This is a genomic window from Duganella sp. CF458 (assembly GCF_900113115.1).
Classification (GTDB): domain Bacteria; phylum Pseudomonadota; class Gammaproteobacteria; order Burkholderiales; family Burkholderiaceae_D; genus Rugamonas.
Genome location: NZ_FOOF01000008.1, coordinates 127,426 through 150,402 on the forward strand (window position 1 = coordinate 127,426; position 22,977 = coordinate 150,402).

Consider the following 22,977-nt stretch of genomic DNA (forward strand, 5'->3'; position numbering starts at 1 on the left):
CGCTCCTCTACTGGACGTCCGGCCTGGGAGTCAGGATGATTTCAACGCGCCGGTTGCGAGCCCGTCCGGCAGGCGTATTGTTGGGAGCAACGGGGTTGGCGTCGGCGTGTCCTTCGGCGGAGAAACGGCCTTGCGCTGCGGCCTTCTGTTCCAGCAGCTTGGCCACAGCGCCAGCGCGCTCCTGCGACAAGTGCCAGTTGGAAGGGAAGCGCGTGGTGCGAATCGCCTGGTCGTCTGTATAGCCGTTGACCACCACCGCCCCTGGGACGGCCTTCAGTGCTGCCGCGATACGCTCCAGTACCCCTGCGTAGTTGGGCAAGACGGCAGCTCTTCCCGGCGCGAACAGCCCGTCACCGCGGATGATGATGGTGCTGCGCCCAGGCTCGTCACGCACTGCCACCAGGCCTTGTTCGATCTCCGGGGCCAGGAATCCGGCCAGGCGCGGCTTGACAGCCGGCGGCGCGGTTGGCGGCAGTGGGGACGCAATGGTTGCCGGCCTGGCACGCATGTTCTGGATCTGGGTGAACGTGGGATCCGAGGCGCGGTTCAGGACCAGGTTGAACGTGGCATACACAGCGAGCAGCAGCAAGCCCAGTACGCCAACCGCAACCCATAACGGCAGCGTGGCCAGCAAGGCGTGGCGCGGCACGTCCGTTGCCTCCCAGCGCGGCGACAGCGGGCGCTCGTAATCGCCCTGGAGGTTGCGCAGCATGAGGGCCAGGCGTTCGCGCAAGGCCTCCAGCTGCGCTTTCCCGTTGTCGAGGACGCGATAGCGGCCTTCCAGGCCAAGCGCCAGGCAGGTATACATGAATTCCAGCAATTCGCGATGTTCGCGCGGCGTCTCCGCCAGTTTGGATAGCAGTTGGAAGAATTTCTCGCCGCCCCACGCTTCGTTGTGGAACCGGACCAGCAGGCTGTCCTTGGCCCAGATGCCGGAAGCGCCCCAAGGCGTCGACGCGGCAGCTTCATCGAGCAGGGTGCAGAGGGCATAGCGCGCAGCGATGATGTTTTCGTTGGCGATGCCGGCAGCCTTTGCGCGGCGTTCGAATTCCTTGACCTGGGTTGCCAGGAACTCTTTTGCGCCGGCCGGATCGGCGTGGTGCACTGTGGCGCGCAATTGCGGTACCAGGTTCAGCAGCGGATTGGCAGCGGCAAGTAGCGCATTCAGCCCGGAAACTTGCGCGGCCGGGACGAATCCGAAGTCCACGCTTGGCTGGGTGGCCGGCGTCTGCGCAGGCTGAGGGCGCTGGCGCGCGCCCGGCGTAGGCACCATGATGGTATGTTCCGCGTCCGCCGTGGCAAATGGATCGTCCTGGCTCATGGTTATCCCTTGATGGCCCAAAATTCGAGTTCCAGTCCCGGAAATTCACCGGCGATATGCATGGCCAATCCGCCCGAGCGCTCCAGCTGGTCCCACAGTTCGCCGCCCCGTTCCACCTCGAAATAATGGAAGCCGGCATGATAGGGAATCTGGCGCGGCGCCACCGGCATCGAGTGCAAAGGGATGCCAGGCAAGGCGAGGTTGACCAGGTCGCGGATCCGTTCCACCGGGCCGATCTTGACCTGGCCCGGAAAGCGCGCCCGTAAGGTTTCGGACGGCATTTTTGCATTGACGGCCAGCACGAAACCGGCCGACTTCAGCAGGTCGCGGTCAGGCAATTGCGCCAGCCGCACGCCGTATTTCTTGTCTTGCAGGTCGATGGGCACGGCGCTGCGATGCAACACCATGCTGAGCGCGCTGCGCAGCTCGTTCATCAGCGGGGCAAAGGTCCGCTCCAGGTTGTCGTGTTGGTAGGCGGGTTGATTTTCCGGCCGCCGGCTCTCTCGGCTGAAAGTGGAAAGGTCGCCGGCAAGCGACAGCATCGCGACAAACAATTGCTCCGGGTGGAACAGGGCAACATCGCAGTAATGGGCAAAAAGCGGTTCATGCCGGTTGACCGCCTGCAGCAGCATGAAGTCGGCGATTTCGGCCACACCGCCGCGCCCCGGCTGTGACAGCTGCGCTGCCAGCTCTTCGCCGCGCTGATGCAGCAGTCCGTAAATTTCGTTGCAGAAGCCCGCCAGCGCGGCGTTGTCGCGGATGGTCAGCGAGGGCGGAATATAGTGTTTGTCGAGCAGCAACTGATTGTCCGCGCGGCGTTCGCTCAGGCGCAGTACGCCCAGGCAGGCATAGGCGTCGGTCCGTTCGCTCTCGAGGAGCAGGCTCAGGCGCATCTGCCCCACCTGGATTGGCGCGGCATTGTGGGAGCTGCTGTCCGTCACTTCCAGTTCGGTGACGTCGTAGCGCGCAAGCCGGCCGTTGCCGTCCGGGGCCGCATCCGATTCCGAGAAGCCCTTGCGGCGCATTGGAACGGCCAGCATGATGAGCTGGTCGCGGGCGCTGGCCGGAATGTTCAACGGTATGGGTGCGGCGTGGGTGAAAGGAAAGTCGAAGGGGGTACCGTCGGGGAACAGGCCGCTGCCCGTGGAGAGCGTCACCTTGCCCATGGCCAGGGCGCTTTGGTCGACTTGCAGCGACAGGAAACCCCAGCCATGCGAGCGTGCCGGCCTGGCACGGGCCTCGATCAGGTTTTCGAGATAGCGTTCATGCTGTTGGAAATGTTGTGGTTGCAAAAACATACCTTCCGACCAGATGACTTTGCTTTCCCACGACATGATCGTTGTTCCTTCAATCCAGGTGAGGCGGTTTCATTTTTCGGCACGGATCGAGACATCGCGCGAGCGCACGCTGATGGATACCGGCATCGACTGGCTGACGCGCACGGGAACGGCGGCGCGCCAGGAGGATTTCTCCAGGTCGCGGAAAGCGGCAATCACGGCGACGTAGCGCGTCTCGGCTTGCAGCGGTCGGTCGAAATGCTTGTTCTCGCCAGGGCGCAGGGTGAACTCTTCCCTGGCGAGCAACTCGCCGCCCAAGGCTTCCTTGTCGCGTTCCAGCAGGGAAAAGAAATCGGCGTTCTGGAATGCCCCTAAATTCTTCAGCTCGAACAGGCGCAGCACGATGGGCGAGGCGCGTCCGCGGGCATCGGGATTGACGTCGCTGGCGACTGCGATGTTTGCCTGGATGATGGCCGGCTTCGGGGGACCGGACGCGCAGGCGACAAGCAGGGGCAAAGCTGCCACGCTGAGCAAAAAAGCCGGAAGACAACGGTAGCGGACCATCGAATTCTCCATCCACGAGGAACAGGCGTGCGGCTGCCTTGCAAACGATAGTACATCCGATAACAGTGAACAAAACTCACACTTATTCACCACACAAGTGATGCCGTGCTGCTGTGCTACTGGAGTTTGACCAAGTCCGCTACGACATCGAACTCACACTCGACATGCTTCTTCTCGGCGCCGCACACTGCGGCATCGAAGAGTGGCAGTTGGCGCTTGCCGGCGCTCACGCCGGCCAGTGAACGCGCGATGCCGTTGCTGACGCAAGCATCGCTTGGCGAAGAGGCGGGCAGGGCTGCGGCGTTGAACGCGAAGCTGCCGACCGCGTGGACGCGTTCGAATCCCGGCAGCGCTGCGTCCGTGACCTCCATTTTGCTTACTTGAATCTTGAGCTTGGCGTCGGGATCGTTCTCGATGGGGGAGAAATGTTGGCTATAAATTCCGCCGTTATAGTCTTTGAGCAAATCACCGTCGCTGGTCCTGACTTTGTAAGACGCCAAAGTCATGGCCGGTTCGGCCAGCGATGGAAAGTGGTAGCTGCCGGATTGCATCGGCAAGGGCATCAGGGAACTGGAAACTTCGTGGATCTTGCCGTCATGCTTGACGTTCAGGCTGAGGCCGAAGCCGGTGATGGTATTGCCTTGGACACCGAAACTGGCAATCCCGACATCCGGTGCGCCCTTGCCTGCCAGTTTGATGCCGCCGGCAACGCAAAGCATCGTATTGCCGTCGCCCAGCTTCTGGGATTCGTCCTGGTGCGGCTTGGCGGACTCGGGATCGCATGCTGCAAGCATGCACAGGATGGGCAAGATGGCGGCTGGCTTCATGACATTCCAATTCTTATGAAAAATGAAATTATGGCATGGTTAGCTTTTGCTATTGGTTGTATCATCAACGCCATTTTTGACCGACTGATCCTGGAGTATGAATATGAAGCAGCAACTATGGGCTGGCATCGCAATCCTGGCATTGGCGTTGCCCGCCAGCGCGGCACCGACGCCGGAGCCGGACTTGCCATTGTGGGAGGTCGGCCTGTTCGGTGGCGCGGCCTCCACGCCTGCCTATCCCGGTTCCGCCGACCGCGAGAGCCGCGCGCTGGTGCTGCCGATGCTGATCTATCGCGGCAAAGTGCTGCGTGCGGATCGCTCCGGCGTGAGCGCGCGCTTGTTCGATACCGAGCGCGTGGACCTGGACCTTGGATTCCAGATGTCGCTACCGGCCCGTTCCGACGACGTGCCTGCACGCGCCGGCATGCCTGACCTGAACTCCTTGCTGGAGTTCGGCCCGCGCCTGAAAGTACTGCTGTCGGAACCTTCCGCCGCGAACCGCGTACGGCTCGAACTGCCGCTGCGCATGCCGCTGGAACTGGGTAATGGCTTCCGCCGCCAGGGCCTCGTGTTCGAACCGCGTGTCGTGTTCGAGACCAGCGGCAGCGACCAGCGATGGAATGCGGACGCCAATCTCGGCATGGTATTCGGCAATGCCCGCCTGAACCAGTATTTCTATGAAGTCGCACCGCAATACGCGACCGCCTCCCGTCCGGCCTATGAAGCGAAAGCCGGCTTGATGATGACGCGGGTCGGCCTCAGCCTGTCGCATGCATTGACGCCGGACTGGCGCGTGTTCGGTTTCACGCGCTACGACAATTACACGCACGCCGCCAACCGCGACAGCCCGCTGTTCCGCAAGAACAGTGGACTGTCGATCGGCTTCGGCTTTACGTGGACGGCATACCGCTCGCAAGCGCGGGCCTGGGAATGAGCTTTCGGAGCCCATTCTGAATCGCTCGGCGGTGATATGCTAGAGGAGGTCCGCTAACATCAACGAGGAGAACATGAATCCTGCTGAGTTGATCCAACACTGGCGTTTTCGAAATCACCGTGTGCAGTTAGCCCACTACGATTCCGCACGATTTTTCGCTGGTCTTCATCTGCTTCTTGGCGTTCCTGCGTCCGTGTTAAGCACGCTCGTCGGAACAGCGATCTTTTCGACCTTGAGCAAATCCCATACCGCAAGCATGCCGACTGAAGATGGAAGCATTGTTGTGCAAATCGCAGTTGGCTTTTTGAGCGTACTGGCAGCGATCCTTACGGGCCTGCAGACGTTCTTGAAAAATGCCGAGCAAGCGGAGAGGCACCGGATCGCCGGTGCGCGGTTCGCCAATCTGAAACATAGGATCGAATTGGTCGCCACGCTTCCTCCATCGAGCGATGAGGAGCTGCGGAAGGAGCTGCTTTCAATCGAATCCCGCTGGGCAAAGCTACGCGAGGAGAGTCCGACATTGCCAACTTTTATATGGAAAAGGATTGAAAGATCTTTACCCTTCGAAGATCATCAAAACCGATATCCTGGCTTAGGGAATCTCGCAAGCGCGAAGTAACCGCGCACGCGCACTGGCGCGCGCAGCAAGGCCAGTATGCGGGCCTTGCCGGCGGCTGCCGCGGTTTAACGCGGTGGCTGGCCCTTGAAGTGAGGCATGCGGTCGGCATTGGCGACGGCGTAGCCGAGATTGAGCGTGAACTGCGCCTGTTGCACCATGCCCGACAGGTCCCAGGCCGGATTGTATTCATCCGACACCTGGTGGTAATGCTCGGTGTATTCGCGGATGCGCGCCAGTGAACCGGTCGGGTCCTTCACGAAGTCGAACAGGCCGTCGCCAGAGAACACCGAAGAACCGACGCGGATGCCCGGCACGCCTGCCTTCACGAAGTTGTAGTGGTCGCTGCGGAAGAAGCTGCCCGCAGGATCAGGTACTTCCGGCACCAGGCGCAAGCCCATTTTCGCGGCCACCTCGGCCGAAGTCGCTCGCAAAGTGCTGGCGTCGCTGCCCGGCACGCCCATATCGCGCGTGATGCCGACAAAGTTCATGCTGTCCAGGTTCAGGTTGGCGGCGGTGCGCGCCAGCGGCCAGGCGGGCTGGCGGATATAGTAGGTGCTGCCCAGCATGCCTTCCTCCTCGGCGCAAGGCCAGAAGAAGATCTGGGTGCGGCGCGCAGGTTTTTTCGCAGCGGCCTTGGCCATTGCCAGCAGGGCTGCCGCGCCGGAGGCGTTGTCTACCGCGCCATTCCAGATATGGTCGGTCTTGCCGGTGCGGGCGTTCTTGCTGTCTTTGGCGAGGTCGGTGCCGAGGTGGTCCCAGTGCGCCGAGTACACCACGGCCTGGTGCTTCAGGTGCGGGTCGCGGCCAGGAATGATGCCGATCACGTTGGATTGTTCCAGCTGGCGCATGCTGCTGTACATTTCGATATGCGCCTTGGCGGTCAGGTCCACCGGACGGAAGCTGCGCGACTCGGCGCTGGCACGCAGCGCGGCCATGTCGAGGCCACTGGCCGTGAACAGTGCCTTGCTGGCATTTTCTTCCAGCCAGCCTTCGATGCGGTTGCCGCCGCCCGCTAGGTGCACGCGTTCCAGCTTATAGGCGTTGGCCGGCACATAGAAGGGATAGGAGGCCGAAGCGTCCGTATGCAGTACCAGCACGCCGATTGCGCCCTGGCGGCGCGCTTCCTCGAACTTGTAGTCCCAGCGACCGTAGTAGGTCAGCGACTTGCCGCCGAAACGGTTCGGCTCTTCTGCCGTGGGTTGCGGGTCGTTGAGCATCATCAGCAGCAGCTTGCCGCGCACGTCGACGCCTTTGTAGTCGTCCCAGTTTTCTTCCGGTGCGCGGATGCCGTAGCCGACGAAGACCATCGGCACATCCGCGCGCAGTTCGGTTTCACCATTGCCGGAGCCGTAGACCACGTCGCGGCCGAACTCCAGCGACTGGCTGGCGCCGTTGGCGTCGAAGCGCAACAGGCTGCTGGACTGGATCTTCATGCCCAGCATCGGCACCACCTGGCGGTAGCTGCCGTTGGGCAGTGGCTTGAGCCCGGCCTCGGCGGCCTGCTTTTCCAGGTAGCGCACGGCCAGTTCGGCGCCCGGCTGGCCGGTGCCGCGGCCCTCGAGATAGTCACTGGCGAGGTAAGCCAGGTGGGCGCGCAGCGGCTTTTCCGCAACTTGCGGTTCCTTCGCCAGGGCGCTCGCCCCGGCAAACAGGCCGGCGCACAGAATCAGTAAAGATCGCATGGTTCCTCCAAAAAATTAGTGTGAGTTCGCCGGCTTCACGCTATAGCGCGTGACGGCGATGGTGCCGCCCAGGATCAGCGCCACGGCGCCGCAGGCAACTGCGGTCAGCTCGGCGCCGAAGACCAGGAAGGCGATGAACAGCCCGATCAGGGGCTCCAGGTACTGGCCGAAGATGGTGAGCGCTTCGGCCTTGCGCATTGAATAGGAATAGCACCATAGCGATAGCGGCATCAGTGCACCGCTGACGACAATGGCGGCTGCTACCTGCCAGTTGGCTTGCTGCACGCTGTAGTCGCCCGCAGCGAGAAACAGGACCAGGCTGAAGATCGCGCCGATATAGCTGCAGATGGCGGTGATCTGGGTGTCGTCATACACCTTGTGGAAGCGCGTAATGATCACGGTATAGGCAACCCAGGCCAGCATGCCGGTCAGCACGCCGAGCAGGGCGCCCAACTGGAAAGGCGTGCCGGCTGCGTGGCTGTCCTGCAGGTACAGCGCCAGGCCGCCGACCGTCGCCAGCAGCCCGCCTATGGCGCGGACGGTGAAACGGTAGCGCAGCAATAGCGCGATCAGCACCGGGCAACTGGAAAACACGACGATGTACCAGCTGGCGGTAACCTGCTGGATGGCCCAGGTCTGCACATAGATGATCATGCAGCTGCTGATGATCAGTACGGCCCAGCTCCACCAGGACAGCCGTGACGCGCCGGCCATGGATTGCTTCAGGTAGGGCAGCATGAACAGGCCGGCCAGCGTGTAGCGCAGCATCAGGTAGGTCACCAGCGATACATGCGCCAGGGCCGCCTTGGCCACCGTTGGCACGGAGGCCCAGATGACCAGCGTCACCAGCAGTGAAACCAGGGGCAATGTGCGGGCCAGGCCGTTCATGTCTGCTCCGCTCAGAACAGTTTATTGCGCAGGATGGTGTCGGCCAGGCGCTGCACTTCCGACTCCGGCATGCCGGCGCGCAGCATCACGCGCAGGCCGGCCTTGTCGCGGGCCACGATCGGGAAGAACACCGGCGAGACGTAGAAGCCCTGGCGGTACAGGTCGAGACCGACGTTGATGACGTTTTCGTGGCTGGCGCGTACCACGCGGATCGGGAAGCGCAAGCCTTTCTGTTCGGTGTCGATGCGCTGGTCGAACAACTTGATATTGCGCTGCAGCTTGTCCTGGCGTTCCTTGAGTTCCGGGCTGTTGTGGATTTCCGCCGCGGCCAGGGCGCCGCCGATGGCCGCCGTGTTCATCGGCTGCGACCATGCCAGCGGACCGCCAAAGCGCTCCAGCGTCAGCGCCTGGTCGACGCGTTTCGGGCCGAACATGATGGCCGCGCCGGCCGCGCCGAAGGCTTTGTTCAGGGTAGCCACGATAATGGTGCGCTCGTTCACTTCCGCAATGCTGGAGCGGATGTAGCCTTCGCCTTTTTCGCCGACGATGGACAGCGAGTGCGAGTCGTCGAAGTACAGGAACAGGCCGTACTTTTCCTGCAGCGCGAGCAGTTCTTCGGCCGGGGCGTGGCCGCCCATGCTGTAGGTGCCGTCGCAGATATATGCCACGTTCTTATGCTTCTTGCAGACGTCCTCCAGGAAGTTCATGTCGTTGTGCGGTGCCGTCAGCACTTCGGTTTCGTCGGCGCACACGGCCTTGTACAGGTTCATCGAGAAGTGCGCGTTCTTGTCGAACACTACCACCGGCTTCTCACCATTGGCCAGGTGGCCGGAAGCGATCAGCGGCAGGATGCCGGCGCTGGCCGCACTGGCCGAGATGGCGGTGACCACCTTGGCGCGGAACAGCGAGGACAGGCTGTCTTCCAGCTCCAGCAGGGCCGGCATCTGTACGCGCACGCGCGAGATGCAGTGATCGAGCACGCCGTATTTTTCCAGCGCGCGGATGGCACCCTGGATGATGTGGGGATGCGAATCGAGGTCCAGGTAGGAGCAGCAGCTCAGGTTGACAAAACGGTGGCCGGTGTCGGTGGTGAAGTAGCCATCCTTGCCGAGCGAGGCGACGATGCCGGCCAGGCCGTGCGCTGTCGTCTCTTCCCAGAAGCGCGAGCCAATGGCGAGCGCCTTCTCGTTGTTCATGAACTGGTTCCTGCGTGGGGCGATCAGATCGTCTGGCATTGTTCTTTCCTTTGATTTTGGATACTTCAAGCAAATTCGATGAGCTGTCCGGCTTGCGCTTGGGCGGCGCGCTGCTGGATCAGGGTGGCGAGGCATAAGTCCTGGAAGGCGGTACCGACCGAGACGAAGACGCTATGTCCGGCCGGCGCCGGCGGTACGGAGCGGGTCAGCAGCTCGCCGATTTCCAGCGCGCGGCGGTTGAACTCTCCGGCCTCGCGAATGGCAGCGGCACGCTCCTCGACGGCAAGGAAGGCATGATCCAGCACCGAACGGCCGACTTCGATGCTTTCATCGGTATGGTTGCCGACCGCATTGATATGGCAGCGCGCAGCCAGCGCATCGGCCTCGATCAATGGCGTCTCCGAAGTGGTGGCAGTGCAGACGATCTCCGCGCCCTCCAGCGCATTGCGCAGGTTCGGTGCCGCCAGCAGTTCGCATTGCATGCTCTTGAGCGCGGCGCAGCGCTGGATGAAGGCCTGCACATTGGCCGCGTTGCGCGAATAGATCTGGGCGCGCCGGATCGGACGCACTGCGCACATGGCTTCCAGCTGGCTCAATGCCTGGGCACCGCTACCGATGATGGCCACGGTGCCGGCATCGGCCGGCGCCAGCAAGTCGGTCACCAGGGCAGCGGTGGCAGCCGTGCGCAGGGAGGTCAGGCTATTGCCTTCTATCAGGGCCTGGAACTGGCCCGTGACGCCATCCTGCACGGTGACCAGCGAATGCATGGTGGCCGGGGCCGGGTCGTGCAGGTGCAGGGCGGCCACCTTCACGACGAACTTGCCAGCGGTGCCGCCGAAAGCCGGCATGGCGCCAAGGTAGGCATGACTGCCCGGCGGCGAGATGATGGTGCGAGCCGGCACCAGCGCCGGTTCGGCCACGCTGGCCCGGTAGCCATCTCGCAGCGCAGCTACAGCGTCGGCCATCGTCACCAGGGCGCGCACATCCTTGCTATTGATGATACGCATGTACGGCCTTATTGGTGGGCGTTGCGCATCGGGACCAGGAAGCTGCGTTCGCAAACCATGAACTGGCGGTCTGGATGCACGAAGCCCTTGGTTTCCACCGTGACGATGCCATCACCGGGACGCGACTCGGACTGGCGCTTTGCCACCACGCGAGTTTCGGCATAGATGGTGTCGCCGGCGAACACCGGCGAGATAAAGCGTACATTGCTCCAACCCAGGTTCGCCACGCCGCGTGCACTGGTGCTGGCCAGGCTCAGGCCACCGATGATGGCAAAGGTGATCAGGCTCGATACCAGGGGCTTCTTGAATTCAGTCTGCTCGCCATAGGCCGCATCTATATGCAGCGGGTGAACGTTCATGCACAGCAACGACATCCACGTATTGTCCGCTTCCGAGATGGTGCGGCCGGGACGGTGCTCGTAAATATCGCCAACATCGAAATCCTCGTAGTACATGCCATGCGATTCGCGGTAACGCTGACCTTCAATATGTTCCAGGACACTGATGCTCTTTTTCATTGACGTGCTTGCTCCGTGGTTAGACCTGCTTTTTGAATGACTTTCTGTGCGTACTTGGCGAACGGTGGGCCGATCATCTGCCCTTGGACGGAAGCGATGCCGTGGGTGGCACTGTCGACCGATCGGACCACGGCGATGGCGTCGCGCAGCTCGGCCTCGGAAGGCGAGAAGGCGTGGTTGATGGCGGCGACCTGGGAGGGGTGGATGGCGATCTTGCCGGTAAAGCCCAGGTCCAGTGCGATGTCCAGTTCTTCCTGGAGCGCGGCTGCGTCCTCGATGGCGAAGCAGGGAGCGTCGATCGCTTCCAGGCCGTGCCGCAAGGCGGCTACGGCAATCTGGTATTTGATCTGGCCCAGCATGCGGCCCTTATTGTTAACAGGAATCCCTATTTCAGATGAAATATCGGCTGCGCCCAGAATTAAACCGCGTAATTGCCCGCCGACGCCGCTAATTTCATCAATTGCCTTTAATCCTGCAAGTGTTTCAATCACAGCGAATATCTCAACTTTCCGGCCCATTTCATTTAACAAGTGACTGAGCATCCGGATCTCCCCGGCCGATTCGACTTTGGGTAGATGGATGATATCAACATCGAAGTCATTATCGGCCAGCAACATCATATCCAGCAGGCCATTTCTCGTCGATAAGGCATTGATGCGTAACGCATATCTCTTCTCATGAGGCAGGCTCATCTGCGCTACGAGCTCGGTACGGGCAGTCGCTTTCAGATTATTAGGAACCGAATCTTCCAAATCAAAGATGCAGATATCGGCGTTGCACTTAATAGTGCGTTGAAGTAAATTTCCCCGAAAAGGAGAGGAGCACAGCCAGCTTCTGTAAGCACTATTCATACAAACTCCTGACGTAAATCCTGCGTAATCCAACGGTGACGGAAAGATAGCGGCGGCGGCAGGCAGTGTCAATGGAGTTTTATATTAATTTGTCTATGTTTTGTAAAATGCAATTCATAAATAGTCACCCATAATCACTAAAGTGTTCGGAAAAAGAATTTTCAAATAAAAATGTTAAGAATGAGACACTGTGGACCGCCACCTCTCAGAAAGGACAAACACAATGGATCTGCAACTTGAAGGCAAGCTGGCGTTGGTCAGCGGCAGTACTGCGGGTATCGGTTATGCCATCGCACACACGCTGGCGCAGGAAGGCGCGAGCGTCATCGTGAACGGCAGGTCGCAAGCCGGGGTCGATGAGGCGGTGGAGCGCATACGCTCGGAAACGCGCGGCACGGTGCTTGGCTTTGCGGGCGACCTTAGCCAGCCCGGGGCAGCGCAGGAAGTCGTGCAGCGTCATGCCGGCATCGGCATCCTCGTCAACAACCTTGGGATCTTCGAGGCAAAGGCCTTTGAAGATATTCCCGACGAGGATTGGCTGCGCTTCTTCGACATCAACGTGCTGAGTGGCGTGCGCCTCGCGCGCCTGGTGCTGCCGGAGATGAAGCGGGCCAACTGGGGACGCATCATTTTCATTTCAAGCGAAAGCGGGGTTCAGATCCCCACCGAGATGATCCACTACGGCATGACCAAAACCGCGCAACTCGCGGTGTCGCGCGGGCTGGCGGAATCGGTTGCCGGAACGGGCATCACCGTCAACAGCATATTGCCTGGCCCGACGAAGTCGCGTGGCGTTGGCGACTTCGTCGAAGACTTGGCGCGTTCGGCCGAAAAGAGCTTCGAGCAGGTCGAAGCGGAATTCTTCGATCACGTGCGGCCGACCTCGTTGATCAAGCGCTTCGCGACGCCGCAGGAAGTGGCTTCGCTGGTTACCTACGTGGCGAGCCCGCTGTCTTCGGCCACGACCGGCGCGGCGCTGCGGGTTGACGGCGGCGTGGTCAAGAGCGCGTTCTGACGAGCAACCGTGTTGCCATAAATATATGCTCGTGATTTATCATTGCGGCCGTCGCGGCCACGCCGCAAGTTTCGAAAGCATATATGAAGCAAAAACTCTTCGCGCTGGCCCTGCTGGGAATGGGGATCGGCCTGGCCGGCGCCGCGCGCGCCGACATGGCTAGCGCGCAGGCTGCCTATGAGACGGGGCGCTGTGAAGATGCGATCAAGGCGCTGACCCCGATCGCGAAGGCAGGCGATCCGGCCGCGCAAAAAGCCTTGGGCGATGTCTACCTGGACGATGAACGGCATTGCCCCGGCCAGGCGCGCGACGCGGCGGCGGCCGAGTCCTGGTACCTGCCGGCTGCACGTTCGGGCAACGTGGCGGCGCAGCGGGGCCTGATTCATCTTTACGAGTACAGCGACAAGCCGGGCAAGCCGGAGCAGGCGACATTCTGGGTGGCCCGGGTGGCGGAGCAGGGCGCAGCCGGCGACCTGTCCAAACTGGCCGCCCGTCACGAGCGCGCCGAAGGTGTGCCGCATGACCGTGTGCTCGCCCATACGTTCAGGCTGCTGGCCAGCCGCCGCAACGGCGGGAACGACGGCGCGAGCTTGGGCCAGGCGCTGCACGAGGGCGCTTTGGCAATGTCGCCCGAACAGCTGGCTGAGGCCGAAAGCCTGGCATCGGCATGGAAGACAGGGATGCCCTTGCCGACGACCTCCGTCACGGGTAAGCGCGATCCGCGCGACTGGTACAAGGAAGCGGCGAAAGCGGGCGACCTGAATGCCGCGCATAAGGCAGGCACATTGTATTGGAAAGGTGTCGAGGGCCTGGAGGTGGATGCCGAACAAGCTGCGTTCTGGCTGCGCAAGGCCGCGCAGGGTGGCATTTCGGATGCGCAGTACCAGCTTAGCCAGTTGTACGCCATGGGATATGGCGTGCCGAAAGACTTCGTGCTCGGCTACGTGCTGCATTCGCTGGCCGTGCGTGGCGGCAATCAGCAGGCATCAGCGCGCAAGCATGGCTGGGACGATAGCCTGACCAGTCAGCAATTGGGCGAGGGCATGGCGCTGCTCGCAAAGTGGAAGAAAGGAGATGCATTGCCGCTGGCGACGCGCTACGGCATGCAGCGCAAGGTCAATTATGTCGACGATGCGACCGGCAAGCTCACGCCGACAGCAGACGTTCTGGCCTTGTTCAAGGCCGCCAATGAAGGCGATGAGGAGAGCTTCGCGCGCCTGCTGGGCAAGGTGGACCACATCAACGAATATCTCGTCGATCGACAAAAGCTGCTGCACGCCTTGCTGCTACCGGCCGAAAGCTTGCGTGCGGAAGCCGATGCCTGGCGCAATGCCGGCAACGATGCGCGCGATACGGCACATTGGCATGGTCAGCAGGAACGCCATGCCGCCTTGCTGCCGGTGAAAACCCGCATGCTGGCATTGGCGTTGAAGCGCGGTGCCAGCTTCAATGAGGGGACCGCACGTCACAATGCGGCGCCTTTACACTTGGCCGCCATGTTCGGCACGCCAGAAATGGTACGTTTGCTTCTCAAGCACGGTGCCGACCCGCGCCATTACGGCGGCGAGGGCAAGAGCCTGGCCCCGTTGGAGTTCTCTCTTGAGCAGCACGAATACGGGCTCGGATTGCCGGAACTGATCACCCCGGAAATGCGCACCGAAAGTATCTTGGCACTGTTGCAGGCTGGCGCGCAGCGCCCTTATATCCGCTACGATGGAAAGCTCAAGCGCCCATCCGCCGATTACCTGTTGTGGCCAAACCTGGTGGCACTTACGCACGGCACGGCCGTGCTGGACGCGCTGCTGAAAACCGGTACCCGCCCAGCCGGCGACGAGGATGGCAAGACCACCTTCGGCTACGCGGCCGAAGCAGGTAATGTCGAGGCCATCGCCTGGTTGAAAAAACGCGTGCCCCGCTATGGCAAGGACCGAAGGGATCGCTGGCTGGATGCCGCGATGCTGGCGATGTACAGCAGCGCGGCCGGGCGCGATAAAGTACTTCGGCAATTGCTGGTCAAGGACATGAAGTGGGCCCAGGAAGGCCCGCAAGACGAGGGCTATGGCCGCAGTCACCGTCCCCTCTACGGCGGCATGGGGCGGGTAGAGAGTGGCACCTTGCCGTCTCACCTTATTCGCGCGCGACGGCTCGATTGGCTCCCCGGATTAGCGGCGCTGGGAGTGCCCGCCAACACCGGCGCCAGCCGGCGGGAGCTGGTCGACGCCGTGCGTGAAAACGATGTCGAACTCGTGAAAGTGCTGCTGGCACAGGGTGCCGATCCTTTGGAAGAACCGGAATCCGCGCTGTCGCTTGCGCTCAAGGCACCGGAAGGCAAGAGCAACATGCTGGACGTGCTGCTCGATCATATCGCGCAGGTGCGGAAGAAGTCGCTGGCCGAAATGGGCCCCTGGCCGATCGAAGAAGTGCTGGGCAGTGCACATGGCATCAGCGTCACGCGCCTTCGCAAGCTGCTCGATGCAGGCGCCTCCGCTGAAGGCCTGGGTGGACGTTCTATCGATGCTGCGTTCAGGGCGCCGGACCGTAGCGTGGCGGATCTGCTGATCAGGCACGGCATGCTTGGCAAGCCCGGCGCCGCACCGAATTTCCTGCTCTTCGCCATTGGCGCCGGGCGGGCCGATTTGCTGCCCGTGATCGTGGCGCAAGGCGGGGACCCGAACCATCGCGACAAGGCACGCAACGACTCGGTGCAGCCGAATGCGGTGGAGTACGCGATTTCTCAAGGCAATATGGAAGCGCTGAAGGTGCTGCTGGCACATGGAGGTGTCATCGACACCGCCACCGCGCAGCCCTGGGGGACGGCGCTGGACCGCGCGGTGGTTTCGCTTAACGTCGATATGCTGCGCACGGTCAGCAAGGATTTCGGCCTGTCCTTGAAGCAGGCCTGCCTGAAGTCGAATGTCCATCTGGCCAAGGTGGTGCTGGAGTCGCCGGCCAGTTACTGGGCGTTGTTGCGCGAGCATGGATTCGGCAGCGACGTTGCTTGCGTCGGCTCGCAGGAGAGGCTTGCGCTGTACCTGGCTGATACCGGCAGCGTGCTTCTGGAGGGTTGGATGGGACGGCAATTGCTGGAACGCTTGCCGCAGCTTGGCCCGGGCCGCGACAGTTTCAGCGTAGAGACATGGGAGGCCATTGGCGCGAGCAGGCATGCGGCGCTGGCGGGCTTGTTGGCCAAGGCGGGCTGGACGCCGCCGGTCAGGCAGAAGTCGGCCGAAGAAGAAGCGCTCCCCCAGGACGACAAGGCTGCCGATCTTGCGCTGCAAGCCAAACTGCCGGGGCACTATTACCTGAGCGGCGTGCGGGAGATGGGCGCCGAGATCCTGCTACGCCCGAACGGCAAATTCCAGTACTCGATGTCTTACGGCGCGGTCGATGAATTTGCCCAGGGCAGCTGGGAGGTCTGGAACCAGCAGGTGGTATTCCGTTCGGATAGCACGCCTGCCCGGGCGGCGTCCATGCAGGTGTCAACCGATGCACCATCCGACGCAGTGCCTGCGGGCCAGGTTCTGGTGGACCTGCGCTACCGGGGGCGGAGTATCCCGGGCTTCAAAGTCGTGTTGCTGGGAGAGGCGCCGAGCAAGGCGGAAGGGAATACCGGAGGCCAGGGTTGGCGCACAGCCTTCAGCGGGCCGGTACGCCAGATCGCGGTAAGCCATCCGGAAGTCGATGAAGGCAAATGGTTGGTGCATGAAGTCGCCGCTAGCGACGCCCAGCGCAGGGCATACCAGCTTGACTTCCAGCCGCCTGCGCCAGCGCCGCAGGCCTTCAACCACACGCTCGAAGTCAGGGATGGCAGCCTGGTCCTGGAAGGCACGGGCCGCCCAATGGAATTCCAGAAACATTAATCAACGCGGCAATGCTCGCACGGCACTCAGGAAGTCTTCGTTGAAGCGGAATAGGGTAGGGTCGCTTTCCGCGATTTGCTGGTAGCGCAGGACGAACTGCTTAGGTTCGCCTTGCAGCAAGCGGAAGATGGCCTGCTTGCCGTCCTTGCGTTCAATCGCATTGGCCATGACCCAGCCCATGTCATATCCCATGTCGTCGAAATTGCCGTAGAAGAGCATGCCGTAAATGCGGTCGTAATGGTCTTCATCGCGAGGCGGAGCCAATAGCAGGCGCAAGCTGCTGGTTTCCATCAAGGCTGCAATGTTCTTGATGCGTTTGAGGTTGCGTACAATGCGTTCCTTGCCGCGCGTGGAGAACGGCGTGGCGGGGCGGTCGGCAATCGGGTGGGAGAACAGTTCGGCCGTGCCTTCCTGCACCAGGTCGTATAGCAGGCGGTTCATCCAGATCTTGCCGGTGGCCGACTGCTGCATATCGGCAGCTGGGCGGGGCGGCGCCGTCATGACATGCGACTGGACTGCGTGGAACAGTTCGTGGGATACCACTTCTGCCAGTTCTTCAGGTGTCGCCTGAGTGAAGCGCGACAGGTCGACATAGACGTCGTCGTGCTTGTCGTCAAACGCGAAACCCATCGCATTGCCGCCGAAGAGGAAGTGCACGGTCAGGTTGGCAGTAAATTCAGGCGGCACATAGGCCTTCAACTGCCTCGTGATTTCAGTCGCTGCGAGTGCGAATTTGCCGCCATTCTCGCGCCCGAATTCGGATTGCACCTGGGTTGCGAGTTCTACCTTCTGGGGATCACGCCCAAGTCCGCGCAAGTAGTCGATAAAGGCATCGGCATCCTTCAGCCTCATTTTGCGCACCATCGCCCCGGTCTCCGGCAGGCGGCGGATCGCCTCGCCGGTCGCGGCGTCAATCTGGCCCTTTTGGACGGCGGCGCTGTACAACCGGGCAGGCGCTTCGTTGAAACGGAATTCGAGTCCGGTTGCATGGGCTGCACCCAGCCAGAACAGTGAGATGGACGCGGCGAAGGCGCGTAATTTAATGAGCATGAGTCGATGCCTTGAGCAGGGTTATAGCTGGACGCCAGCAATCCTCGCTATTTTGCGTTGTAGTGCCATTTTGTCAAGCGCTTTAGCAGGAAGGTTGCGCAAGATCTCCAGGCGGGTCTTGATTTCGCGGCAGACGGTGAAGTACTCCTGGCGGATATCGTCCACCGAACCCTGGACGGCGGCCGGGTCGCGGAAGTTCCAGTTCGCCGTCGCCGGCTGGCCATGCCAGTTCGGGCAGGGTTCGCCCGAGGCCAGGTCGCACATGGTGATCACGAAATCCATTTCCGGCGCGCCTTGTGCCGAAAGCTCATCCAGCGGCTTGCTGCGCAAGCCGGCCAGTGTGTCGTCCAGGGTCCTGATCTGCTCGACCGCGTACGGATTCAGTTTGCCGGCAGGGTCGGTGCCTGCGCTGAACGCGCGAAAACGGCCGCCAGCCACGGCATTCAACAAAGCCTCGGCCATGATGCTGCGCGCCGTGTTGCGCGTGCTGAGGAACAGCACATTGTAAGTTCGGTTGGTCATGCAAAATCGTGAATCTTAACGAAGAAGAGTTACGGTTTGATGACATTTGGCGGTGCGTGCCAGGCGCCCGCGCCTGGCATGGTGCTTACTCGCTGGAGACGGGCACCAGGATTTCGCGGCTGCCGTTGGTCGACATCGACGACAGCAGACCAGCGGCCTCCATGTCCTCCACCATGCGTGCGGCGCGGTTGTAGCCGATGCGCAGCTGCCGCTGGATGGAGGAGATCGAGGCGCGGCGGGTGCGGATGACAAAGGCCACCGCTTCGTCGTAGAGCGGGTCGGTTTCGCCAGCGCTGACGTCGCCGAGCAGGTCGGGCGCCGGTTCTTCGGCCGGCGTTCCTGCCAGGATCGCTTCTTCGTATTCCGGCTCGCCAAACTGCTTCAGGTAATCGACCACGCGGTGCACCTCTTCGTCCGACACGAAAGCGCCGTGCACGCGCTGCGGATAGCCGCTGCCAGGCGGCAGGAACAGCATGTCGCCGTGGCCAAGCAAGGTCTCCGCGCCCATCTGGTCAAGCACGGTACGTGAGTCGATCTTGGAGGAAACCTGGAAAGCTACGCGGGTCGGGATATTGGCCTTGATCAGGCCCGTGATCACGTCCACCGAAGGCCGCTGTGTCGCCAGGATCAGGTGGATGCCGGCCGCCCGGGCTTTCTGTGCCAGGCGCGCGATCAGCTCTTCAATTTTTTTCCCCGCCACCATCATCAGGTCGGCCAGTTCGTCGATGACGACGACAATGGTCGGCAGCGTATTCAGCGGTTCCGGCGCATCCGGTGTCAGCGAGAAGGGATTGGTGATGTATTTTTCCGCGGCCTTGCCGTCGCGGATCTTCTGGTTGAAGCCCGCCAGGTTGCGCACGCCGAGCGCCGACATCAGGCGGTAGCGTTTCTCCATTTCGGCGACGCACCAGGTCAGCGCATTGGCTGCCAGTTTCATGTCCGTGACCACTGGCGCCAGCAGGTGCGGGATGCCGTCGTACACCGACAGTTCCAGCATCTTCGGATCGATCATGATCAGGCGTACGTCGGTTGGCGTGGCCTTGTACAGCAAGGAGACGATCATGGCATTGATTGCCACCGATTTGCCGGAGCCGGTGGTGCCGGCAACCAGCATGTGCGGCGCGCGTGCCAGGTCCGTGACGACCGGTGCGCCGGTAATGTCCTTGCCCATTGCCAGCGTCAATTGCGAGCGCGACGCGCGATATGCTTCCGACGCGAGGATCTCGGACAGCTGGATCATGTGGCGGCGGGTGTTCGGCAGCTCGAGGCCCATGCAGGTCTTGCCTGGAATGGTTTCGACTACGCGTACCGAAGTCACGGCGAGCGCACGCGACAAGTCCTTCACCAGCGCCACGATTTGCGCACCGCGCACACCGACGGCCGGCTCGATCTCGAAACGGGTGATGATCGGTCCGGCCGTCGCGCCAAGCACGGTGACCGGCACTTTGAACTCTTTCAGGCGCTGCTCGATCAGACGGCCCGTTTCCTCCAGCTCGGTGCTGGATACCTCGAACTTGGCTTCCGAGTAGGCATCCAGCAAGCCCAGGCCCGGCAGTTCCACGTCGAATCCGGGCTCGGGGCCGACCGTTATGGCTTCTATCACGGGGGCGGATGGGGAGCTCGCCACGGGTGCCACAGGCACGGGCATCAGGGGCATCACTGGCGTTGTGGGCACGGCGGGTCCCGCTGCGATGACCGGCTCCAGGTGTACCACCGTAGGGGCCTCCTGCCAAGGGAGTACAGGCGCCGGATTCGGTGCCGGGGTAAATGGTGTGTATTCCAGCTCAAGCGGGGCGTTTGCCGGCGGCAGGGGGGGGAACGGCGCACTTGGCGTCTCGTTGATCCACGCTGGTTCGGCTCGCGCGGCCGTAATCGTACGAACTTCGACCGCCGTTTGAATAAGCTGTACTTGCGCGACCGCCGCGGGTGCCGCCGGTGCCGGCGCCGGCGGAGTCGGGCCGTGCACGGACTGCACCGGCTCTGCGGGGTGAGGCAATTTCACGATCCTGACTGTCCGCGCTTGCCGGGTGCGGGCCTCGGCTTCTTCCAGGGCCCTGGCGCGAGCCAGCATTGCCGGCGTTGGACGCAGGCTTTCGACTTCCGCCCACTCCGCACTTGGTCGCGCGGCAGGCGCGCGGGTCTTCTCCAGCGCATCAAGGCCGAAGAAACGTGCGGGTGCGGCGTCGGCTGAAGATTCCCATGCCGGCCGCTTCTCTGCCAGCCGTTCCTTGGCGCGTGCGGGACCAGCCGGTGCGGAGGCGTGGGCTCCGCTGCGGGCCGGCGCACGCCGCTCGTTATCGGCGGGGCGCCTGAGGCGGCGGATGGCGCGGCCGCACCAGGCCAGGAATTCCAGGGCGCGATAGCCGAACATCCAGGGAATGGCCACCGTCCCGATGGCCAGGATCACGAAAATGCCGGCGGGGCGGCTGCTCGTGGCGGCAATCGAGTTGGCCAGCAACATGAGCAGGGTGCCCAGCACCAAACGAATAAAGCCCTGCCCGAGCACAGTGGTCCTCTTCAGCAGGAACACCTTCACGAGGCGCCAGACCAGGGGGAGCGTCCACAGCACAGACCAGCCAAACCACGACATTACTGCCATTCAAATTTTTCCTGAAAATAGCTCGACCGGAGTTTATCACGAGCAATGATGTCAATATCAGCAGCAAAATGAGAGTTTTGGAGAGAATTTGCGCGAAGTTCTGATGCTTTTAGGTGCTAATATGCAAAAAAATGTTGCTCCGGGGATAATGTTTCTATCGCTCCGGTGGGCTGTTCGTTTATAATCGCCGGCTTCCTTCAGTTTTCCGATAGTTCACCAAAGTGCGCACCCAGGGCATACGTTTTTCAATCCTCAGGCATTCCGCATGGGCGCCAGGCATCACCACGCCTGAAGCCTGGCAGGCCTGGGCGCAAGCTCCGTCGACTATCCGCCCGGGCGAGGAGCCCGGCGTGAAGGCGATGCCGGCCATGCTGCGTCGTCGTGCCGGCTTCCTCGGCAAGATGGCGCTGGAAGTGGCATACGACTGCCTGGAGGGCCGCAGCGGCGTGCCAACCGTGTTTTGTTCCCGCCACGGCGATGTGGCGCGCGCTGTCGAACTGTTGTCGGACCTGGCGCGTGGCGAGCCGCTGTCGCCGATGGCCTTCGGCATGGCGGTACACAATGCGATTCCAGGCCTGTTCAGCATCGCGCGCAGCGATCGGGCCAACTACACCGCATTGGCAGCCGGCACCGCGTCGGTCGAGCATGCCCTGATCGAGGCCTGTGGCTTGTTGGCCGACGGTGCACCGATGGTATTGCTGGTGGCCTGCGATTGCCCGCTGCCGGAGTTGTTTACGCCATTCGAAGAATATGAAGAACAGCCGCATGCCTGGGCATGGCTGGTGACGCCTGCCGGCGACGATGCGCTGCGGCTGGAGTGGGAGCCCTGCGCCGAGGCGCAGGCGGCCGGCATGCCGGGCAGCCTTGAAGTAGGGGCCTTCCACGCCAGTGGCGCGCGCAAGCTGGAGCGCTGCGATGGCCGCCTGCGCTGGAGCTGGAGCCGCGATGCTTGACCGTTATTGGCGTATTCTCGTCACGGGCTTGAGCTTCGTGGTCTTCGGCGTTGGCGGGATCGTGCTTGGCCTGATCGTGTTCCCGGTGATGAACCTGGCGATCCGGGACCGGCAACGCCGTATCAATGCGGCCCGCACGGTGATTCGCTGCGCCTTCCGCATCTATATCGACATGATGCGGGTGATCGGCGTGCTGCGTTACGAAGTGCGCGGACTGGAAAAGCTGGAGCGGGGCGGCATGCTGATCCTGGCCAATCATCCGACCTTGCTCGACACGGTGTTCCTGATGGCTTTCGTGAAGAACGCCGATTGCATCGTCAAGGGCGCGCTGTGGAACAATCCGTTCACGCGCGGCCCGGTGCGGGGCGCGGGCTATATCAATAACGAGGGTGGAGCGGAGCTGGTCGACGATTGCATCGCCTCCCTGGAGAGCGGCAACAACCTGATTATCTTCCCGGAAGGGACGCGCACCCCAAAGAATGGCGTGATCAGCATGAAGCGTGGCGCCGCCAATATCGCGGTGCGCGGCGGCCGGGACATAACCCCGGTGCTGCTGCAGTGCGATCCGCCCACGCTGCACAAGGGTGAAAAATGGTGGCGCGTGCCGTCGCGCCGCTTCCTGATCCAGATTGATGTACAGGACGACCTGGCGGTCGCCCGATTTACAGAGGGCGCCAGCGACGTGATGGCAGCGCGCCAATTGACCGACTTCTTACAGAATTATTTTGCCGGAAAGTGCCAAAGCAATGCTTGAACTCGAAGTGAAACAACTGATCATCGATGCCCTCCAACTGGAAGACATCGCGCCGGATGATATCGACAGCGCAGCGCCGCTGTTCATCGAAGGCCTGGGCCTTGACTCGATCGACGCGCTGGAGCTGGGCGTCGCATTGCAGAAGAAATACGGGATTTCTCTCTCCGCCGATTCGGAGGAGACCCGCCGCCATTTCGCCTCGGTGCAGGCGCTGGCGGCGATGGTTGAGAGCCACAGACAGAAATAAAACAACGTAGGGGTGAAAGATGATTAACTTGAAAGAAATGAGCAAAGACCAGCTGCAAGCCTGGGTGGTCGACCTGCTCGCCGATATGTTTGAACTGGATAAGTCGGAATTGACCGCCGAATCCAACCTGTACGCCGACCTGGACATCGACAGCATCGACGCCGTCGACCTGGCCGTGAAGCTGAAACAGCTGACCGGCCAACGCCTGCAGCCGGAAGTATTCAAAACCATCCGCACCATCGGCGACGTGGTGGAAGCACTGGCCGGCAAAACGGAGCAGGTTGCGTAAGTAC

The 22,977-nt window shown here is 61.9% G+C and carries 20 protein-coding genes and 1 pseudogene; 8 read left to right on the forward strand and 13 right to left on the reverse strand.

From position 1 onward, the window contains the following. Positions 1–7: 7 nt before the first annotated feature. The 4 genes from BM269_RS13955 to BM269_RS13970 form a co-directional block, all read right to left on the reverse strand. Positions 8–1,321 carry a DotU family type VI secretion system protein gene (locus tag BM269_RS13955; RefSeq protein ID WP_090437622.1) on the reverse strand — a complete coding sequence of 438 codons (1,314 nt, stop codon included), beginning with the start codon at positions 1,319–1,321 and terminating at the stop codon, positions 8–10. Positions 1,322–1,323: 2 nt separating this feature from the next. Further along, complete coding sequence (gene tssK, locus BM269_RS13960) at positions 1,324–2,655, reverse strand: type VI secretion system baseplate subunit TssK (RefSeq protein ID WP_090437623.1); 1,332 nt, start codon at positions 2,653–2,655, stop codon at positions 1,324–1,326. 33 nt (positions 2,656–2,688) lie between these two features. Continuing rightward, a complete protein-coding gene (tssJ, locus tag BM269_RS13965; RefSeq protein ID WP_170860376.1) occupies positions 2,689–3,162 on the reverse strand; it encodes a type VI secretion system lipoprotein TssJ in 474 nt (157 codons plus the stop codon). Positions 3,163–3,278: 116 nt separating this feature from the next. Beyond that, positions 3,279–3,989, reverse strand: a complete 711-nt coding sequence (locus tag BM269_RS13970; RefSeq protein WP_090437625.1) for a hypothetical protein — start codon at positions 3,987–3,989, stop codon at positions 3,279–3,281. 103 nt (positions 3,990–4,092) lie between these two features. Between BM269_RS13970 and BM269_RS13975 the strand changes: the two genes are divergently transcribed. Both BM269_RS13975 and BM269_RS13980 read left to right on the forward strand, forming a co-directional pair. Continuing rightward, positions 4,093–4,923 carry a MipA/OmpV family protein gene (locus BM269_RS13975; protein WP_090437626.1) on the forward strand — a complete coding sequence of 277 codons (831 nt, stop codon included), beginning with the start codon at positions 4,093–4,095 and terminating at the stop codon, positions 4,921–4,923. A gap of 73 nt (positions 4,924–4,996) precedes the next feature. Then, positions 4,997–5,542, forward strand: coding sequence for an SLATT domain-containing protein (locus BM269_RS13980; RefSeq protein WP_090437627.1), 546 nt, complete (start codon positions 4,997–4,999; stop codon positions 5,540–5,542). Between the two features lie 65 nt (positions 5,543–5,607). Here BM269_RS13980 and BM269_RS13985 read toward each other — a convergent pair whose 3' ends face one another. Genes BM269_RS13985 through BM269_RS14010 form a run of 6 tightly spaced genes read right to left on the reverse strand, consistent with a single transcriptional unit; the run spans position 5,608 to position 11,684 of the window. Continuing rightward, positions 5,608–7,224 carry a M28 family peptidase gene (locus BM269_RS13985; RefSeq protein ID WP_090437628.1) on the reverse strand — a complete coding sequence of 539 codons (1,617 nt, stop codon included), beginning with the start codon at positions 7,222–7,224 and terminating at the stop codon, positions 5,608–5,610. 15 nt (positions 7,225–7,239) lie between these two features. Continuing rightward, complete coding sequence (locus BM269_RS13990) at positions 7,240–8,112, reverse strand: DMT family transporter (RefSeq protein WP_090437629.1); 873 nt, start codon at positions 8,110–8,112, stop codon at positions 7,240–7,242. Positions 8,113–8,123: 11 nt separating this feature from the next. Further along, positions 8,124–9,347: an aminotransferase class I/II-fold pyridoxal phosphate-dependent enzyme gene (locus tag BM269_RS13995; RefSeq protein WP_090437630.1), complete on the reverse strand. Its 1,224-nt coding sequence runs from the start codon at positions 9,345–9,347 to the stop codon at positions 8,124–8,126. A gap of 26 nt (positions 9,348–9,373) precedes the next feature. Then, positions 9,374–10,315, reverse strand: a complete 942-nt coding sequence (locus BM269_RS14000; protein WP_090437631.1) for an ornithine cyclodeaminase family protein — start codon at positions 10,313–10,315, stop codon at positions 9,374–9,376. Between the two features lie 8 nt (positions 10,316–10,323). Continuing rightward, complete coding sequence (locus BM269_RS14005; protein WP_090437632.1) at positions 10,324–10,833, reverse strand: MaoC family dehydratase; 510 nt, start codon at positions 10,831–10,833, stop codon at positions 10,324–10,326. Next, complete coding sequence (locus BM269_RS14010; protein WP_090437633.1) at positions 10,830–11,684, reverse strand: HpcH/HpaI aldolase/citrate lyase family protein; 855 nt, start codon at positions 11,682–11,684, stop codon at positions 10,830–10,832. Before BM269_RS14010 ends, BM269_RS14005 begins: the two co-directional genes overlap by 4 nt. Before the next feature lie 223 nt (positions 11,685–11,907). Between BM269_RS14010 and BM269_RS14015 the strand changes: the two genes are divergently transcribed. Together BM269_RS14015 and BM269_RS14020 are read left to right on the forward strand one after the other, a co-directional pair. Beyond that, positions 11,908–12,699 (forward strand): SDR family NAD(P)-dependent oxidoreductase, encoded by a 792-nt coding sequence (locus BM269_RS14015; protein WP_090437634.1) that lies wholly within the window; start codon positions 11,908–11,910, stop codon positions 12,697–12,699. An 83-nt stretch (positions 12,700–12,782) separates the two neighbouring features. Further along, complete coding sequence (locus tag BM269_RS14020; RefSeq protein WP_090437635.1) at positions 12,783–16,559, forward strand: hypothetical protein; 3,777 nt, start codon at positions 12,783–12,785, stop codon at positions 16,557–16,559. Here the strand turns inward: BM269_RS14020 and BM269_RS14025 are convergent, their stop codons facing one another. From BM269_RS14025 to BM269_RS30160, 3 genes and pseudogenes are all read right to left on the reverse strand, one after another. Beyond that, complete coding sequence (locus BM269_RS14025) at positions 16,560–17,609, reverse strand: DUF5700 domain-containing putative Zn-dependent protease (protein WP_090437636.1); 1,050 nt, start codon at positions 17,607–17,609, stop codon at positions 16,560–16,562. It abuts the gene before it with no gap. Positions 17,610–17,630: 21 nt separating this feature from the next. Next, complete coding sequence (locus tag BM269_RS14030; RefSeq protein WP_090437637.1) at positions 17,631–18,131, reverse strand: arsenate reductase ArsC; 501 nt, start codon at positions 18,129–18,131, stop codon at positions 17,631–17,633. Positions 18,132–18,216: 85 nt separating this feature from the next. After that, a pseudogene (locus BM269_RS30160) lies at positions 18,217–19,698 on the reverse strand (DNA translocase FtsK); the annotation flags it as partial. Between the two features lie 1,382 nt (positions 19,699–21,080). On the opposite strand from BM269_RS30160, the gene BM269_RS14040 reads away from it, so the two are divergent. The 4 genes from BM269_RS14040 to BM269_RS14055 are packed head-to-tail and all read left to right on the forward strand — an operon-like array spanning position 21,081 to position 22,973. Beyond that, positions 21,081–21,683, forward strand: a complete 603-nt coding sequence (locus tag BM269_RS14040; protein ID WP_373994392.1) for a beta-ketoacyl synthase chain length factor — start codon at positions 21,081–21,083, stop codon at positions 21,681–21,683. Next, on the forward strand, positions 21,676–22,437 hold the full coding sequence (locus BM269_RS14045; RefSeq protein ID WP_090437639.1) for a lysophospholipid acyltransferase family protein: 762 nt from the start codon (positions 21,676–21,678) through the stop codon (positions 22,435–22,437). Before BM269_RS14040 ends, BM269_RS14045 begins: the two co-directional genes overlap by 8 nt. After that, a complete protein-coding gene (locus tag BM269_RS14050) occupies positions 22,430–22,684 on the forward strand; it encodes a phosphopantetheine-binding protein (protein ID WP_090437641.1) in 255 nt (84 codons plus the stop codon). Before BM269_RS14045 ends, BM269_RS14050 begins: the two co-directional genes overlap by 8 nt. A 37-nt stretch (positions 22,685–22,721) precedes the next feature. Next, positions 22,722–22,973 (forward strand): acyl carrier protein, encoded by a 252-nt coding sequence (locus tag BM269_RS14055; RefSeq protein WP_057263890.1) that lies wholly within the window; start codon positions 22,722–22,724, stop codon positions 22,971–22,973. The last annotated feature ends 4 nt before the right edge of the window (positions 22,974–22,977 follow it).

Bases quoted from the DNA above. Each gene is read 5' to 3' on its own strand.
- BM269_RS13955 (WP_090437622.1), bottom strand. From the start codon at position 1,321: ATGAGCCAGGACGATCCATTTGCCACGGCGGACGCGGAACATACCATC.
- tssK (WP_090437623.1), bottom strand. From the start codon at position 2,655: ATGTCGTGGGAAAGCAAAGTCATCTGGTCGGAAGGTATGTTTTTGCAA.
- tssJ (WP_170860376.1), bottom strand. From the start codon at position 3,162: ATGGTCCGCTACCGTTGTCTTCCGGCTTTTTTGCTCAGCGTGGCAGCT.
- BM269_RS13970 (WP_090437625.1), bottom strand. From the start codon at position 3,989: ATGAAGCCAGCCGCCATCTTGCCCATCCTGTGCATGCTTGCAGCATGC.
- BM269_RS13975 (WP_090437626.1), top strand. From the start codon at position 4,093: ATGAAGCAGCAACTATGGGCTGGCATCGCAATCCTGGCATTGGCGTTG.
- BM269_RS13980 (WP_090437627.1), top strand. From the start codon at position 4,997: ATGAATCCTGCTGAGTTGATCCAACACTGGCGTTTTCGAAATCACCGT.
- BM269_RS13985 (WP_090437628.1), bottom strand. From the start codon at position 7,224: ATGCGATCTTTACTGATTCTGTGCGCCGGCCTGTTTGCCGGGGCGAGC.
- BM269_RS13990 (WP_090437629.1), bottom strand. From the start codon at position 8,112: ATGAACGGCCTGGCCCGCACATTGCCCCTGGTTTCACTGCTGGTGACG.
- BM269_RS13995 (WP_090437630.1), bottom strand. From the start codon at position 9,347: ATGCCAGACGATCTGATCGCCCCACGCAGGAACCAGTTCATGAACAAC.
- BM269_RS14000 (WP_090437631.1), bottom strand. From the start codon at position 10,315: ATGCGTATCATCAATAGCAAGGATGTGCGCGCCCTGGTGACGATGGCC.
- BM269_RS14005 (WP_090437632.1), bottom strand. From the start codon at position 10,833: ATGAAAAAGAGCATCAGTGTCCTGGAACATATTGAAGGTCAGCGTTAC.
- BM269_RS14010 (WP_090437633.1), bottom strand. From the start codon at position 11,684: ATGAATAGTGCTTACAGAAGCTGGCTGTGCTCCTCTCCTTTTCGGGGA.
- BM269_RS14015 (WP_090437634.1), top strand. From the start codon at position 11,908: ATGGATCTGCAACTTGAAGGCAAGCTGGCGTTGGTCAGCGGCAGTACT.
- BM269_RS14020 (WP_090437635.1), top strand. From the start codon at position 12,783: ATGAAGCAAAAACTCTTCGCGCTGGCCCTGCTGGGAATGGGGATCGGC.
- BM269_RS14025 (WP_090437636.1), bottom strand. From the start codon at position 17,609: ATGCTCATTAAATTACGCGCCTTCGCCGCGTCCATCTCACTGTTCTGG.
- BM269_RS14030 (WP_090437637.1), bottom strand. From the start codon at position 18,131: ATGACCAACCGAACTTACAATGTGCTGTTCCTCAGCACGCGCAACACG.
- BM269_RS14045 (WP_090437639.1), top strand. From the start codon at position 21,676: ATGCTTGACCGTTATTGGCGTATTCTCGTCACGGGCTTGAGCTTCGTG.
- BM269_RS14050 (WP_090437641.1), top strand. From the start codon at position 22,430: ATGCTTGAACTCGAAGTGAAACAACTGATCATCGATGCCCTCCAACTG.
- BM269_RS14055 (WP_057263890.1), top strand. From the start codon at position 22,722: ATGAGCAAAGACCAGCTGCAAGCCTGGGTGGTCGACCTGCTCGCCGAT.